Source organism: Burkholderia sp. S-53, assembly GCF_025560745.1.
Taxonomy (GTDB): domain Bacteria; phylum Pseudomonadota; class Gammaproteobacteria; order Burkholderiales; family Burkholderiaceae; genus Burkholderia; species Burkholderia pyrrocinia.
This window is the reverse complement of the sequence record NZ_CP090484.1, coordinates 833,926-847,217: the sequence shown is the minus strand read 5'-3', so window position 1 is coordinate 847,217 and position 13,292 is coordinate 833,926. Positions and strand designations below refer to the sequence as shown.

13 protein-coding genes are annotated in these 13,292 nt (G+C 67.3%); 4 read left to right on the top strand and 9 right to left on the bottom strand.

All coding sequences use genetic code 11. From position 1 onward, the window contains the following. Nucleotides 1-23: 23 nt before the first annotated feature. Nucleotides 24-1,457 carry a nicotinate phosphoribosyltransferase gene (locus LXM88_RS26000; protein WP_262545482.1) on the top strand — a complete coding sequence of 478 codons (1,434 nt, stop codon included), beginning with the start codon at nucleotides 24-26 and terminating at the stop codon, nucleotides 1,455-1,457. Between the two features lie 39 nt (nucleotides 1,458-1,496). On the opposite strand, the gene LXM88_RS25995 is transcribed toward LXM88_RS26000, so the two are convergent. Then, nucleotides 1,497-2,975 carry an aminotransferase-like domain-containing protein gene (locus tag LXM88_RS25995; protein ID WP_262545481.1) on the bottom strand — a complete coding sequence of 493 codons (1,479 nt, stop codon included), beginning with the start codon at nucleotides 2,973-2,975 and terminating at the stop codon, nucleotides 1,497-1,499. Between the two features lie 126 nt (nucleotides 2,976-3,101). On the opposite strand from LXM88_RS25995, the gene LXM88_RS25990 reads away from it, so the two are divergent. Further along, nucleotides 3,102-3,989 carry a DMT family transporter gene (locus tag LXM88_RS25990; protein WP_047902749.1) on the top strand — a complete coding sequence of 296 codons (888 nt, stop codon included), beginning with the start codon at nucleotides 3,102-3,104 and terminating at the stop codon, nucleotides 3,987-3,989. Between the two features lie 42 nt (nucleotides 3,990-4,031). On the opposite strand, the gene LXM88_RS25985 is transcribed toward LXM88_RS25990, so the two are convergent. The 6 genes from LXM88_RS25985 to lysA form a co-directional block, all read right to left on the bottom strand. After that, complete coding sequence (locus LXM88_RS25985; protein WP_262545478.1) at nucleotides 4,032-4,376, bottom strand: DUF3088 domain-containing protein; 345 nt, start codon at nucleotides 4,374-4,376, stop codon at nucleotides 4,032-4,034. Between the two features lie 76 nt (nucleotides 4,377-4,452). Next, entirely contained in the window at nucleotides 4,453-5,634 is a 1,182-nt protein-coding gene (gene metC / locus LXM88_RS25980) for a cystathionine beta-lyase (protein ID WP_065501472.1), read from the bottom strand. Between the two features lie 69 nt (nucleotides 5,635-5,703). Next, nucleotides 5,704-6,429, bottom strand: coding sequence for an amino acid ABC transporter ATP-binding protein (locus LXM88_RS25975; protein WP_262545477.1), 726 nt, complete (start codon nucleotides 6,427-6,429; stop codon nucleotides 5,704-5,706). A 43-nt stretch (nucleotides 6,430-6,472) separates the two neighbouring features. After that, nucleotides 6,473-7,132 (bottom strand): amino acid ABC transporter permease, encoded by a 660-nt coding sequence (locus LXM88_RS25970; RefSeq protein WP_262545475.1) that lies wholly within the window; start codon nucleotides 7,130-7,132, stop codon nucleotides 6,473-6,475. A gap of 67 nt (nucleotides 7,133-7,199) precedes the next feature. Continuing rightward, nucleotides 7,200-8,000 (bottom strand): transporter substrate-binding domain-containing protein, encoded by an 801-nt coding sequence (locus LXM88_RS25965; RefSeq protein ID WP_047902753.1) that lies wholly within the window; start codon nucleotides 7,998-8,000, stop codon nucleotides 7,200-7,202. Nucleotides 8,001-8,637: 637 nt separating this feature from the next. Beyond that, nucleotides 8,638-9,876: a diaminopimelate decarboxylase gene (lysA, locus tag LXM88_RS25960; RefSeq protein WP_262545473.1), complete on the bottom strand. Its 1,239-nt coding sequence runs from the start codon at nucleotides 9,874-9,876 to the stop codon at nucleotides 8,638-8,640. A 109-nt stretch (nucleotides 9,877-9,985) separates the two neighbouring features. Here lysA and LXM88_RS25955 point away from each other — a divergent pair, with 109 nt between their 5' ends. Both LXM88_RS25955 and LXM88_RS25950 read left to right on the top strand, forming a co-directional pair. Next, nucleotides 9,986-10,900, top strand: a complete 915-nt coding sequence (locus LXM88_RS25955) for a LysR family transcriptional regulator (RefSeq protein ID WP_262545472.1) — start codon at nucleotides 9,986-9,988, stop codon at nucleotides 10,898-10,900. A gap of 56 nt (nucleotides 10,901-10,956) precedes the next feature. Beyond that, on the top strand, nucleotides 10,957-11,556 hold the full coding sequence (locus LXM88_RS25950) for a GNAT family N-acetyltransferase (RefSeq protein ID WP_262545471.1): 600 nt from the start codon (nucleotides 10,957-10,959) through the stop codon (nucleotides 11,554-11,556). A 136-nt stretch (nucleotides 11,557-11,692) separates the two neighbouring features. Here LXM88_RS25950 and LXM88_RS25945 read toward each other — a convergent pair whose 3' ends face one another. Then, a complete protein-coding gene (locus LXM88_RS25945) occupies nucleotides 11,693-12,262 on the bottom strand; it encodes a DUF4142 domain-containing protein (protein WP_262545470.1) in 570 nt (189 codons plus the stop codon). A gap of 390 nt (nucleotides 12,263-12,652) precedes the next feature. Continuing rightward, a complete protein-coding gene (locus LXM88_RS25940) occupies nucleotides 12,653-13,276 on the bottom strand; it encodes an HAD hydrolase-like protein (protein ID WP_262545468.1) in 624 nt (207 codons plus the stop codon). Between the last annotated feature and the right edge of the window lie 16 nt (nucleotides 13,277-13,292).

Sequence of the window (13,292 nt, the reverse complement as noted above, 5' to 3'; positions counted from 1 at the left end):
AACGGCCTAGAGGAGCTCTAGCCATGCAAAACGATCCCGGCGGCTTTGCCGCGGTTCTCGCCAATCCGATCCTCAACACGGATTCGTACAAGGCTTCCCACTTCCTGCAATATCCGCCCGACGCGTCGGCGATGTTCTCGTACGTCGAATCGCGCGGCGGCCGCTACGACCGCACGCTGTTCTTCGGCCTGCAGATGCTGCTGAAGGAATATCTGTGCAAGCCGGTCACGCACGCGATGATCGACGACGCGCGCGATTTCTTCACGGTGCATGGCGAGCCGTTCAACGAAGCAGGGTGGCGCTACATCGTCGAACGCTACGATGGCTATCTGCCGGTGAAGATCCGCGCGGTGCCGGAGGGTTCGGTCGTGCCGGTGCACAACGTGCTGATGACCGTCGAATGCGACGACCCGCAGGTGTTCTGGCTCGCGTCGTATCTCGAGACGATGCTGCTGCGCGTCTGGTATCCGGTGACGGTCGCGACGCGCAGCTGGCACCTGCGGCAGACGATCCGCCGCTTCCTCGAAAAGACCGACGACGATCTCGCGCAACTGCCGTTCAAGCTGCACGACTTCGGCGCGCGCGGCGTGTCGAGCGCGGAGTCGGCCGCGATCGGCGGTGCGGCGCATCTCGTGAGCTTCATGGGCTCGGACACGGTGCTCGGTGTGCTGGCCGCGAACCGCTTCTATCGCGAGCCGATGGCGGCTTACTCGGTGCCGGCGGCCGAACACAGCACGATCACGTCGTGGGGGCGCGAAGGCGAGGCCGATGCGTACCGGAACATGATCCGCCGCTTCGGCTTGCCCGGCGCGATCGTGTCGGTCGTGTCGGACTCCTACGATCTGTTCGCCGCGCTCGAGCTGTGGGGCGGCGAACTTCGGCAGGCCGTGATCGATTCGGGCGCGACGCTCGTCGTGCGTCCCGATTCGGGCGATCCGGTGAAGATCGTGATGCAGACCGTGTGCGCGCTCGACGCTTCGTTCGGCTCGACCGTGAACGGCAAGGGGCGGCGCGTGCTGAACCGCGTTCGCGTGATCCAGGGCGACGGTGTCGACGAGCTGTCGATCGACGCGATTCTTTCCGCACTCGACGACGCGGGATATGCGGCCGGCAATGTCGTGTTCGGCATGGGCGGCGCGTTGCTGCAGCAGGTGAACCGAGATACGCAGCGTTTTGCGATGAAGTGCTCGGCGATCCGGCGTGGCGGCGTGTGGCACGACGTTCGCAAGGATCCGGTCACCGATCAGGGCAAGCGCTCGAAGAAGGGGCGGCTCACGCTGCTGCGCAATCGCCGCACCGGCGAGTATCGGACCACGACGCTGCCCGTTGCGTGGGACGATCGTGCGCTGGAAGGCGAATGGGACGAGGCGCTCGAGACGGTGTTCGATACGGGGCGCTTGCTCGTGGATGCGTCGTTTGCCGAGGTGCGGGCGAGGGCGCACGCGGGGGAAGTGTGACGCAGGCGGCGGGGCATCCCACCGCGCTGCTGCAGGCTTTCATCGTTCACCGGCCAGCACGCGTCTGCCCGCATCCGCGGGCACGCGCGCAGGCTCCGCCGCCCGCACCGCCTCCATCGCCCGCGCCAGCGCATCGAACACCGCCGGCCCCTTGCAGCGCGACACGTTGAAGCGCAGGTACGACGTCGCGCTGTGCGACACGCTGAACACGTTGCCGGGCGCGAGCACGACGTCGTGGTCCAGCGCGTGGCGCGCGACGCGCGCTGCGTCGAGCCCGTCGGGCAGTTGCGCCCACACGAACAGCCCGCCGCGCGGCTCCGTCCAGATCCCGAAACCCGCACGCGAAAGGCGCCGGATCGTCTCGCCCATCGCATCCGCGAGATGCGCGCGCAGGCTGTCGAGATGGCGCCGGTACGTGCCGTCGACGAGCAGCCGGTGCACGACGTTCGCGCCGATCTGCGCATTGCCGAACGACGTCGCGAGCTTCAGGTCGACGAGCGCCTCGATCCATTCCGGGCGCGCGGCGATGTAACCGCAGCGGATCGCGGCCGACAGCGTCTTCGAGAAGCTGCCGATCGACACGACGCGCGACAGCCCGTCGAACGCCGCGAGGCGCGGCGCGGGCGTGCTCTCGAAATCCGCGAAGATGTCGTCCTCGACGATCAGCAGGCCGTGCTCGGCCGCGAGCGTCAGCAACCGGTGCGCGACAGGTGGCGCGAGGGTCGCGCCGGTCGGGTTGTGCAGCGCCGCGTTGGTGATGTACAGGCGCGGCCGGTGCTCGGCGAGCACCTGCTCGAAGCGCGCGAGATCGGGCCCGCTCGGCGTGTACGGGACGCTGACGATCCGCGCGCGGTGCGCGCGCAGCAGCGCCTGGAAGTTGAAGTAGCACGGATCGTCGAGCACGACCGTGTCGCCCGGCTCCAGCAGCAGGCGGCACACGAGGTCGAGCGCATGCGTGCCGCCGTCGGTCAGCATGATCTGCGCGGGTTCCGCGTGGACGCCGTGCTGCGCGAGCCGCCAGGTGAGCTGCTGGCGCAGCGCGGGCAGGCCGAGCGGCGTCGCGTAGTCGGTCAGCGCGTCGGCTTCGTCGCGCGACACGGCGCGCAGCGCACGGCGCAGGCTCTCGTCCGGCAGCCACGACGACGGCAGCCATCCGCAGCCGGGCTTCACCGTCGTCGGCGCCGCCTCGAGCGACTGGCGCGACAGCCACAGCGGATCGAGTTCGCGGTCGAGGCGCGGGCCGAGATCGGCGAGCGCGAGCGGCGGCGCGTGGCCCGACACATAGAAGCCCGAGCCGCGCCGCGCGACGAGCACGCCTTCGCTCGCGAGCCGCTCGTATGCATCGACGACGGTCGATTTCGACACGCCGAGCGCGTCGGCCATCATCCGGATCGACGGCACGCGCGCGCCGGGCATCAGCGCGCGACTCGCGATCCGCGCGCGCAAGGTGTCCATCACGGTTTCGACGCGCGTGCGCGACGGGGCGGGCGGAACGGGAATCGGGGCTGAATGGCTCATGGCGAAGAATGAACTGTACGGATGGTTGTCCAGTACAGTTTGTCCGGATTGTATTGGGCTGTAGCTTACGCGTTTTTCGCGGGCGGCGGATCATCGGTCATCCACTTTCCCCGTTCAGGATTTCCCGTGCAAAAGACGACCGACGGATGGCTCAGCGGCTTGCTGGGCGTGATCATCTTCAGTGGCTCGCTGCCTGCGACGCGTGTCGCCGTGCAGGGGCTCGACCCGCTGTTCCTCACGTTCGCTCGCGCGACGATCGCCGGCGCGCTCGGCCTGCTGCTGCTCGTCGTGCTGAAGCAGAAGCGGCCGTCGCGGGCCGAGGCCGTGTCGCTGGCGATCGTCGCGCTCGGGGTCGTGGTCGGATTTCCGTTGCTGACGGCGCTCGCGCTGAAGCATGTGACGTCCGCGCACGCGATCGTGTTCGTCGGGCTGCTGCCGCTCGCGACTGCGTTGTTCGGCGTGTGGCGCGGCGGCGAGCGGCCGCGGCTGCCGTTCTGGATCTTCTCGATCGTCGGCAGCGGCGCGGTGGCCGCGTTTGCGCTGCGCAACGGCGGTCAGGCGTCGGTGGTCGGCGATGCGCTGATGCTGGCCGCGATCGTCGCGTGCGGGCTCGGCTACGCGGAAGGCGCGCGCCTGTCGCGCGATCTCGGCGGCTGGCAGGTGATCTCGTGGGCGCTCGTGCTGTCGCTGCCGCTGATGCTGCCGCTCACGTGGCTTACGTGGCCTGCGTCGTTCGACGGCGTGGATGCCGCCGCGCTGTGGGGGCTCGCGTACGTGTCGCTGTTCAGCATGCTGATCGGCTTCGTGTTCTGGTATCGCGGGCTCGCGCTCGGCGGGATCGCGGGCGTCGGCCAGTTGCAGCTGCTGCAGCCGTTCTTTGGCTTCCTGCTGGCGGCCGGGCTGCTGCACGAGACGGTGCCGCCGTCGATGGTCGTCGTGACGGTCGTCGTGGTCGGCTGCGTGGCGGGCGCGAAGTACTTCTCGAAAATGGCGCCGGTGCAGCGCGCAGGGTGATGCACGCTCCGTGCCGTCGCTCGACGGCACGGAACGGCGCGCTTATGCGACGTGCGCCACGTCGTATTGCGAAGACAGATACCGGCGGATATCGGCCGGCGAATCGATGAAGCGCCGGCCATTGTGCTCGCGAATCGCGAGTGCGGTGTCCTTCGGTGCGTGCCCGTCGCCGAGCACGAGCACGGGCGCCGACTGGTTGTCCGCGCCGATCAGCGCGACGATCGGCTGGCGCGGCCGCGGCGCGTCGATGTATTCGACGTCGACGGCGTCGCGAAGCTGCGGGTAGAAGCTCAGCAACCCTTCGACGGAAACGGAATCGCCGCAGTAGAATGGACCTTCGGAGTCCTTGAAAAAGCCGGGGCGAAGAATGAACAGCGTATCTTTCATGATTGTCTCGCTATGAGAGAGGAACGAACGTTGAAGAAAACGTGATGTGGGGTGGCGCGTACGACGTCGCCGGACTTCAGGCTTCCGCGAGTGCAGCGGCGCGCATCCTCGCGAAACCGGCGGCGAGATCGGCGATCATGTCGTCGGGATGCTCGAGCCCCGCATGAATCCGCAGCAGCGGGCCGGTCGCCGCCCATTGCGTCGCGGTGCGATGGCGCGACGGATTGGACGGGACGATCAGGCTTTCGAAGCCGCCCCAGCTATATCCCATGCCGAAGCAGGTCATCCCGTCGAGCAGCGCGCGCACCGCATCGTCGGGCTGCGGATGCAGCACGATGCCGAACAGCCCGCACGCGCCGGTGAAGTCGCGCTGCCACAGCGCATGGCCGGGGTCGCCGGGCCGCGCCGGATACAGGATCTGCGCGACTTCCGGCTGTTGCGCGAGCCATTCGGTCAGCGCATGTGCGTTGCGCTGGTGCCGCTCGAGCCGGACCGACAGCGTGCGCAGGCCGCGCAGCGCGAGATACGCGTCGTCGCCGCTCACGGTCATCCCGAGTTGCCGGTAGAAGCGCGTGACCTTCGGCGCGAGCGCCTCGGTCGTCAGGATCGCACCCATCAGCACGTCGGAGTGTCCGGCGATGTATTTGGTCGCGGCATGAATCGACACGTCGACGCCATGCGAAAACGAGCGGAAATTCAGCGGCGTGCCCCACGTGTTGTCGAGCAGCACGACCGCGCCGTGCCGGTGCGCGACGCGGCTGATGGCCGGGATGTCCTGCACTTCGAAGGTCAGCGAACCCGGCGATTCGGCAAACACCGCGCGCGTGTTCGGCCGCATCAGCGACGCGATGCCTGCGCCGATCGCCGGATCGTAGTACGTCGTCTCGATGCCGAGGCGCGCGAGCGTCTCGTCGCAGAACGAGCGGGTCGGGTCGTACACGGAATCGGCCATCAGCAGATGGTCGCCGGGGTTCAGCACCGCGAGCAGCGCAGTCGTGATCGCGCTGAGGCCGCTCGGCGTCAGCAGCGCGGCGTGTGCGCCTTCGAGGCGCGCGAGCGCCTTCTCGAGCGCGCGCGTGGTCGGGCTGCCGTGACGTCCGTACGCGAGCGGCGTGCCGCGCACCGCGTCGAGTGCGTCGGTGCCGTGAAAGAGCAGCGTCGACTGGCGATACACGGGCGGGTTCACGGGCGAACCGGGCTGGCCGTGCGAGCGGCCTTCGTGGGCGAGAACGGTGTCGGTCGAATGCAGGTGGTTCAAGATATCGTCCTTTGAGGGGCAATCAATCGATCAATCGAAGCGAGGCGAAGCGTGGCGGCCGAAGCGCGGTCAATGCAGGATCTTGTCGAGGAAGTCGCGTGCGCGTTCGGAGCGCGGCGCGGCGAAGAACCGGTCGCTGGCCGCGTCCTCGACCACCGCACCCTGGTCCATGAAGATCACGCGATGCGCGACTTTCCGCGCGAAGCCCATTTCATGCGTGACGCAGACCATCGTCATGCCGTCGCGCGCGAGCTCGACCATCACGTCGAGCACTTCGTTGATCATCTCGGGGTCGAGCGCCGAGGTCGGCTCGTCGAACAGCATCGCGACCGGGTTCATCGACAGCGCGCGCGCGATCGCGACGCGCTGCTGCTGACCGCCGGACAACTGCCCCGGATACTTGTGCGCATGCGCCTTCAGGCCGACGCGATCGAGCAGCCTCATGGCGTTTTCGACGGCCTCGTCCTTGCGGCGGCCGAGCACCTTGATCTGCGCGAGCGTCAGGTTCTCGGTGATCGACAGGTGCGGAAACAGTTCGAAGTGCTGGAACACCATGCCGACGCGGGCGCGCAGTTGCGCGAGTTTCGCGGCGGGATCGCCGAGCCGCGTGCCGTCGACGGTGATGCTGCCTTTCTGAAACGGTTCGAGGCCGTTGATCGTCTTGATCAGTGTCGACTTGCCGGAGCCCGACGGCCCGCACACGACGACCACTTCGCCTTTCGCGACCGCCGCGCTGCATGCCGAGAGGACCTGATGCTTGCCATACCATTTCGATACGTTGTCGAGCGTAATCATGTTCTGTCCGTCGTTGAGGTTCGGATGAAAGTCCGGCGCGCGTTCAATGCGTGGACGGCAGCGCGAGGCGCGTCTCGACGCGGCCCTGAAGGCGCGTGAGCAGCGTGCTGAGCACCCAGTAGATCGCGGCGGCGGCGAGATAGAGCGGCAGCGGCTGGAACGTCGCGGCGATCACTTCCTGCGTCGAGCGCAGCAGTTCGGTGACGGTGATCACCGAGACCAGCGACGTGTCCTTGATCAGGCTGATCAGCGTGTTGCCGAGGCTCGGCACCGCGAGGCGCAGCGCTTGCGGGCAGACGATGTGGCGCAGCGTCTGCACGTGCGTGAGGCCGAGGCTGTGCGCGGCCGCCCATTGTCCGCGGCCGATGCCGAGAATCGCGCCGCGCATGCTTTCCGACAGGTAGGCGCCCGCGTTGAGCGTCAGCGTGAAGATGCCGGCCGTCGTCGGATCGAGCGTGATGCCGAGATCGGGCAGCCCGTAGTAGACGACGAACATCTGCACGAGCAGCGGCGTGCCGCGCATCAGGCTGACGTAGCCCTGCGCAAGCCCGGCTGCGAGCCGGTTGCTGCCGATGCGCAGGATCGCGATCACGAGCCCGACGACGAGGCCGAGCGCCATCGACGCCACGGCGAACTTCAGCGTGAGCACCGCGCCCTTGACCATCACGGGCAGCGTATGAACGACCAGTTCGAGTGCTTCCATCACGTGTCTCCTGATTGTGTGCCGGACGGCCCGCGCGTTCGTGCGCGCGGGCTCGGGGCGGGCTGCGTTATTGCGTCACCGGCTTGGTCGTATCCGTGCCGAACCATTGCATCGAGATCTTCTTCAGCGTGCCGTCCTGCTGCAGCGACGCGACCGCATCGTCGATCGCCTTCGCGAACTTCGGATTGCCCTTGCGGAACGGAATGCCCATCCGGTCCTCGCCGCCCGCGAGCACGGAGCCGGGGCGCAGCGGCAGGTGCGAGTTCTTGATCAGGTAGCTGAGCATCAGGCGATCGTTGACCGCCGCGTCGATACGGCCAGCCGCGAGGTCGCGCAGGTTCTCCGGCGTGCCCGGGTAGACCTGCAGGTCGATCGCAGGCACCGTCTTGACGAGATCGACGTAGTTGCTGCCCATCGTCACGCCGACCTTCTTGCCCTTCAGTTCGTCGAGCGACTTGAATGCGCGCGTGTCGTTCTGCCGTTGCAGCAGTTGCGCGGACGAATACACGTACGGTGCGCTGAAGTCGAGCGCCTGCTGGCGCGACGGCGTGATCGCGACCTGGTTGACGATCACGTCGAACTTGCCGGCCTGCAGGCCGGCGAGGATCCCGCTCCATTCGGTCGTGACGAATTGCGGCTTCACGCCGAGGCGAGCAGCGACGGCCTTCGCGACGTCGACGTCGAAGCCTTCGAGCTGGCCGTCGGCATTGCGGTAGTCGAACGGCGGGTAGGTGCCTTCCAGCGCGATCTTCAGGACTCCGGCCTGCTTGACGGTGTCGAGCAGGTCCGCCGCGTGCGACGTCGTGGCCGCGATGCAGAGGAGGGCGGCGGCGATGCCTTGCTTGAGCGTCGGGGTGAAGTGCTTCATGGTTGTCTCCGTGGTTGTCGTCGAAAATTCAGGGTGTGCGAAGCCGCGGCGACGGGTGGCGTCGCCGTGAGCAGGAAATCGGTGGAGCGCGTGGCGGCGTGTGTCGTTAGCCGCCGTGCGTGATGCCGTGCGTTACGGCATGCGTTCGCGCGCGATGGTGGATCGGCGCGAGTGCGGATGAAGGCGCGAGAAGCGCGAGCGGTCGCAGCGTGACAGGTGAGCGGGCCGCGCGGCATACGTATCGAACGTGTTCCGGTGTGCGGCGAAGAGTTCAAGCATGCTGTTCATGATTGCCCGTGCAGCGTTGCGAGAGTGGTAGGCCGGTGCATCGTCGATGCGTATCCGGCGACAAGAATGCTGTGCGACTGAGGGCAATCTTAGGTTTATCAAAAAGGAATGTGTTTCCAAAGATGCACGCACTTTCCACGCGCCGTGGAATGTTTTTCTCTGCGTGACAAAAGTGGCGCAAGCGATCTGCTGCGGTTGCGCACGATGCGAAGCATCAGGTGCTACGGTGCGGCCGGACGGTTGCTCCGGATCGTGACCCGGTGCTCCTGCGTCACGCCGAAAAGCAAAACGGCCAGGCTTGCCGGTAGCGGCAAGCCTGGCCGTTGGCTTTCGTATCGACGAAAGCGTGTTACTCGAACGTCTCGAGCGCGAGCAGTTCGTCGATCGTCTGCCGGCGGCGGATCAAGCGCGGCGTGCCGCGATCGACGAGCACCTCCGGCGCGAGCGGCCGGCTGTTGTAGTTCGAGGACATCGACGCACCGTACGCGCCCGCGTCGTGCAGGAACAGCAGGTCGCCGATCTGCGGCTGCGCCAGCTTGCGGTGCGTGACCACGCCGCCCGCGTCCTGCGTGAACACGTCGCCCGATTCGCACAGCGGCCCCGCGATCGCGAGGTCGACGAGCGGCCGGCCGGTGGGCATTTCGCCGTCGTGCGTGTGCACGGACACCGCGTGGTAGCTGCCGTACATCGACGGGCGCATCAGGTCGTTGAAGCCCGCATCGATCAGCACGAAATCGTGCTTCGGCCGGCGGTTGACGGCCTGCACTTCGGTGACGAGCGTGCCGGCTTCGGCGACGAGGAAGCGGCCCGGTTCGATCTCGATGCGCACCGGGTGGCCGAGATGCCGTTCGATCCGCTTGCGTGCGGCGTCCCACTGGCTGAAGTAGTGGCCGACGTCGACGCGCGGCTCGCCGTCGCGATACGGGATCGACAGGCCGCCGCCGGCCGAGATCGCGTCGATGTCATGGCCGAGCGACGTGACGAGATCGACCATCGCATCGCACACCTGCGACAGGTGGCCGTAGTCGACGCCCGAGCCGATGTGCATGTGGATGCCGACCAGCTTGAGCCCGTACTGGCGCACGATCTCGATCGCGCGCGGCACGTCGTCGATCCAGATGCCGTGCTTGCTCTGCGGGCCGCCGGTGTTGGTCTTGTTGCTGTGGCCGTGCCCGAAACCGGGGTTGACGCGCAGCCACACGCGGTGGCCCGGCGCGTGCTCGCCGATCCGCGCGAGCATGTCGAGCGAACCCGCGTTCACGGTCACGCCGTGCTTCAGCACGGCCGCGAGCGTCGGGCGGTCGATCAGGTCGGCCGTGAACACGACGCCTTCGGGCTCGCCCGCAGGACTGAACCCGGCCGCGAGGCTGCGCTCGATCTCGCCGAGCGACACGGCATCGACGCACGCGCCTTCGTCGCGCATCAGCTTCAGGATATGGACGTTCGAGTTCGCCTTCTGCGCGTAGCGGATCACGTCGAACTGGCGCAGTTGGGCGATGCGGTCGCGGATGACGTCGGCGTCGTACACCCACAGCGGGGTGCCGTATTGCTGCGCGAGCGTCGCGAGCTGGCGGGAATCGAGGGACATGGCGGATGAATCGGGTCGAATGAACGGATAGCGTGAATGATGCGCCTGTTCGGCTATACAGTAAAATGCATGTTATTCGACATTCGATTCATTTCCGATATAGACGATCATGCTCACGCACCGCCATATCGAGGTCTTTCGCGCGCTGATGGTGACCGGCAGCACGACGCGCGCGGCCGAGATGCTCTATACGTCGCAACCGACGATCAGCCGCGAGCTCGCGCGGATGGAGCAGGTCGTCGGCTTCGCGCTGTTCGAGCGCACGCACGGCCGGCTGCGGCCGACGATGGCCGCGCTCACGCTGTTCGACGACGTGCGGCTCGCGTATGTGGGGCTCGAACGCGTCGCGGCGACGGCTGCGCGCCTGCGCGAGTTTCGCGACGGGCAGTTGTCGGTGATTGCGCTGCCGGCGTTCTCGCATGCGATCCTGCCCGGCGCGTGCCGGCGTTTCCACGAAGCGCACGCGGGCGTCAGCGTGTCGGTCGAGACGCAGGAATCGCCGATGCTCGAAGAGTGGCTGACCGCGCAGCGGTACGACGTCGGGCTGACCGAGCACGACGTCGCGCCGGCCGGCACCGTGCTCACGCCGCTGCTCGAAGTCGACGAAGTGTGCGTGCTGCCCGACGGCCATCCGCTGCTCGCGCAGGACGCGATCGACCTGCTGGATCTCGCCGATCGCCCGTTCGTGAGCCTGTCGCTGAACGATCCTTACCGCATCCTGATCGACGAGGCGTTTGCGCAGTTGGGCGTCGCGCCGCGCTCGGTGGTCGAAACGCCGTCGGCCGTGTCGGTGTGTGCGTTCGTGCGGCAGGGGCTCGGCGCCGCGATCGTCAATCCGCTGACCGCGCTCGATTTCGTCGGGCGCGACCTGCACGTGCGGCCGCTCACGCGGTCGTTTCCGTACCGGGTCAGCCTGATCGTGCCCGAGCACCGGCCGAAGAACCTGCTCGTCGATGCGTTCGCCGACGCGCTGCGCGGCGAGGCGAAGGCGATCCGCCGCCGGCTCGCCCGACACCTCGGTTGACAGCGCCGTATGATGGCCGTTTCGCCGCCGTTGTCGCCACTTTCCGGAAATCCGTCATGACCGACGCTTCATCTTCCGTCGAACAACCGACCCTCATCGGCGAGCGCGTCGAACTGCGGCCGCTCGACGCATCCGACCGGCAGGCGCTGCTCGATGCCGCTGCGGACGGCCAGTTGTGGAACCTGAAGGTCACGGTCGTGCCGGGTGCGGAGACGATCGACGCATACATCGATACCGCATTGCAGGGGCGCGCGGCCGGCACCGTGATGCCGTTTGCGATCGTCGATCGCGCATCGGGCCGCGTGATCGGCAGCACGCGTTTCTGGAAGATCGATCGCAAGAATCGCAAGCTCGAGATCGGCCATACGTGGCTGAGTGAATCGGCGCAGCGCACGCGTGCGAATACCGAGGCGAAGTGGCTGCTGCTGACCTATGCGTTCGATACGCTGCACTGCGTGCGCGTGCAGTTCACGACCGACGAGCTGAACGAGAAATCGCGCGCGGCGATTCTGCGGCTCGGCGCGAAGCAGGAAGGAATCGTGCGTCACGAACGGATCATGCCGGACGGCCGCAAGCGCAATTCGGTGCGCTTCAGCATCATCGACGAAGAATGGCCGGACGTGTGTGCGCGGCTGATGGCGAAGCTCGCGACGTAGCGCGTGATGCGTGACGTGCGGCGCGCGTATTCGCGGGTCGGATGGTCAGACGTGCATCGCGCAGCGGCAGCGAAGGTGGCCGCGCGACGACAGGGGAAAGCGGTGCGCCGCGCGCGACGCGCGGCGCTGCATCGCGTTACTGCGCCGATGCGAGGTGGTGACGCTCCGCGAGTTTCTGCGCGTCCGCGTAGTGCTTCTGCAGGATCGGCAGCGACTGGCGTGCGACTTCCTTCAGCTTCGTGTCGCGGCCCGATGCGATTTCGGCCTGGAAAGCCGAGATCGCCTTCTGCTCGCCGGCGAGCGCGACCTGCTCGATATACGCCTTGTCGAACTCGGCGCCGCGCAGGCTCTTGATGCTGTTCAGCACGGCCGTGTCGGGGTCGTTGGCCGGCACGTCGATGCCGCGCGGGCTGGCCGCGCGCATCGCCTGGATGATCTTTTCATCGTCGGTCGACACGCGTTGCGCGAAGGCCTTCACCTGGCTGTCCGACGTGCGCGCATCGGCGATGCGTGCCGCGTCGTGCTGCGTCGACACGGTCTTCGTGCCGTCCGTGATGAAGGCCTGATCGGCTTCGTGAATGCGCGTCGCGGCGGCGGCCGGCGCGGCGGGTGCCGGTTGCGCGGTTTGCGCGGTCGCCGTCACGGCGACGAGAAGCAGGCCAGCGGCAGACAATGCAAGGCGCGAGATGTGGGGAAAGCGGTTCATGGGACCTCCTTTCGATCGGGGCTCTGGTTAAAAAACGGATGACGTGATCCGTAGCTGTGCGAGAGACCGGGCGCGCCCGGGCCGGATTCGACCGCCGCTCTGCCGCGGCGCCGGTCGAAGTGTGTCCCGGCCCGACTGATTCTAGGAGAGCGGTCGGGTAGCAGGTGCAACCGTGCTGTGGTTTGTGTAACGGTTGGTAAGACGAATCGATGAGCCGGTGCGCGTACCGGTATTGCGTACCTGGTGCATGCGCGGCGGCGGCAATTTTTGCGTGCATGCGGCGTGCGGGATGCACGTGCGTGTCATATGTATTTCATCGTCGTGCCGCTGTTGCCGTGTTGCGCGTGCCGAACGACGTACGGACTCGAGCATGCAATGCGCTTGAGCGCGTCACACGCGATCGAGCAGTGCATCGAGGCGCGGCAGCAGCGGCGTCGCGCAATGGGCCTGCAACGCGTCGGGTGCGGTGTAGCCCCACGCGACACCCTGGAAGGCGATGTGCGCGCGTCGTGCCGCGTCGGCGTCGCGGATCTCGTCGCCGACATACAGCACTTCATCGGCGCGCACGCCGGCCTCGCGAACGAGCGCGCGCAGACGACGTGCCTTGCCGAACAGCGGAATGCCGCACGCGAAGGTGTCGACGCGGCCGCTGGCGCGCGGGCCGAGCCGGTCGCGCACGATGTCCTCGCTGTTCGACGTCGCGATCGCGATGCGGATGCCGCGCGCGGCCAGCGCGTCGAACGTGTCGTCGACGCCGGGGAACAGCATCACTTGCGCGACGCGCGGCCGCATCAGGCGGCGCATGTCGATCGTCACGCGCGGCACTTTCCACATCGGCACGTCGAGCGCGCGGATGATGTCGCGCGCCGACATGCCGCGCAGCGCCGGACGCAGCTCGGGCGTGGCGTCGCGAAAGCCGTGCAGGCGCGACGCTTCCGACAGCGCCGCGAGAAAGCTGTCGAGCGAATCGGCGAGCGTGCCGTCGAAGTCGAATGCGATGAGGCGGTAGGGCATGATGCGGTGTGGCGGG

Coding starts and splice junctions, on each gene's coding strand:
- LXM88_RS25945 (WP_262545470.1), bottom strand. CDS start 12,262: ATGAACCGCTTTCCCCACATCTCGCGCCTTGCATTGTCTGCCGCTGGC.
- lysA (WP_262545473.1), bottom strand. CDS start 9,876: ATGTCCCTCGATTCCCGCCAGCTCGCGACGCTCGCGCAGCAATACGGC.
- LXM88_RS26000 (WP_262545482.1), top strand. CDS start 24: ATGCAAAACGATCCCGGCGGCTTTGCCGCGGTTCTCGCCAATCCGATC.
- LXM88_RS25955 (WP_262545472.1), top strand. CDS start 9,986: ATGCTCACGCACCGCCATATCGAGGTCTTTCGCGCGCTGATGGTGACC.
- LXM88_RS25970 (WP_262545475.1), bottom strand. CDS start 7,132: ATGGAAGCACTCGAACTGGTCGTTCATACGCTGCCCGTGATGGTCAAG.
- LXM88_RS25965 (WP_047902753.1), bottom strand. CDS start 8,000: ATGAAGCACTTCACCCCGACGCTCAAGCAAGGCATCGCCGCCGCCCTC.
- LXM88_RS25995 (WP_262545481.1), bottom strand. CDS start 2,975: ATGAGCCATTCAGCCCCGATTCCCGTTCCGCCCGCCCCGTCGCGCACG.
- LXM88_RS25975 (WP_262545477.1), bottom strand. CDS start 6,429: ATGATTACGCTCGACAACGTATCGAAATGGTATGGCAAGCATCAGGTC.
- LXM88_RS25940 (WP_262545468.1), bottom strand. CDS start 13,276: ATGCCCTACCGCCTCATCGCATTCGACTTCGACGGCACGCTCGCCGAT.
- LXM88_RS25985 (WP_262545478.1), bottom strand. CDS start 4,376: ATGAAAGATACGCTGTTCATTCTTCGCCCCGGCTTTTTCAAGGACTCC.
- LXM88_RS25950 (WP_262545471.1), top strand. CDS start 10,957: ATGACCGACGCTTCATCTTCCGTCGAACAACCGACCCTCATCGGCGAG.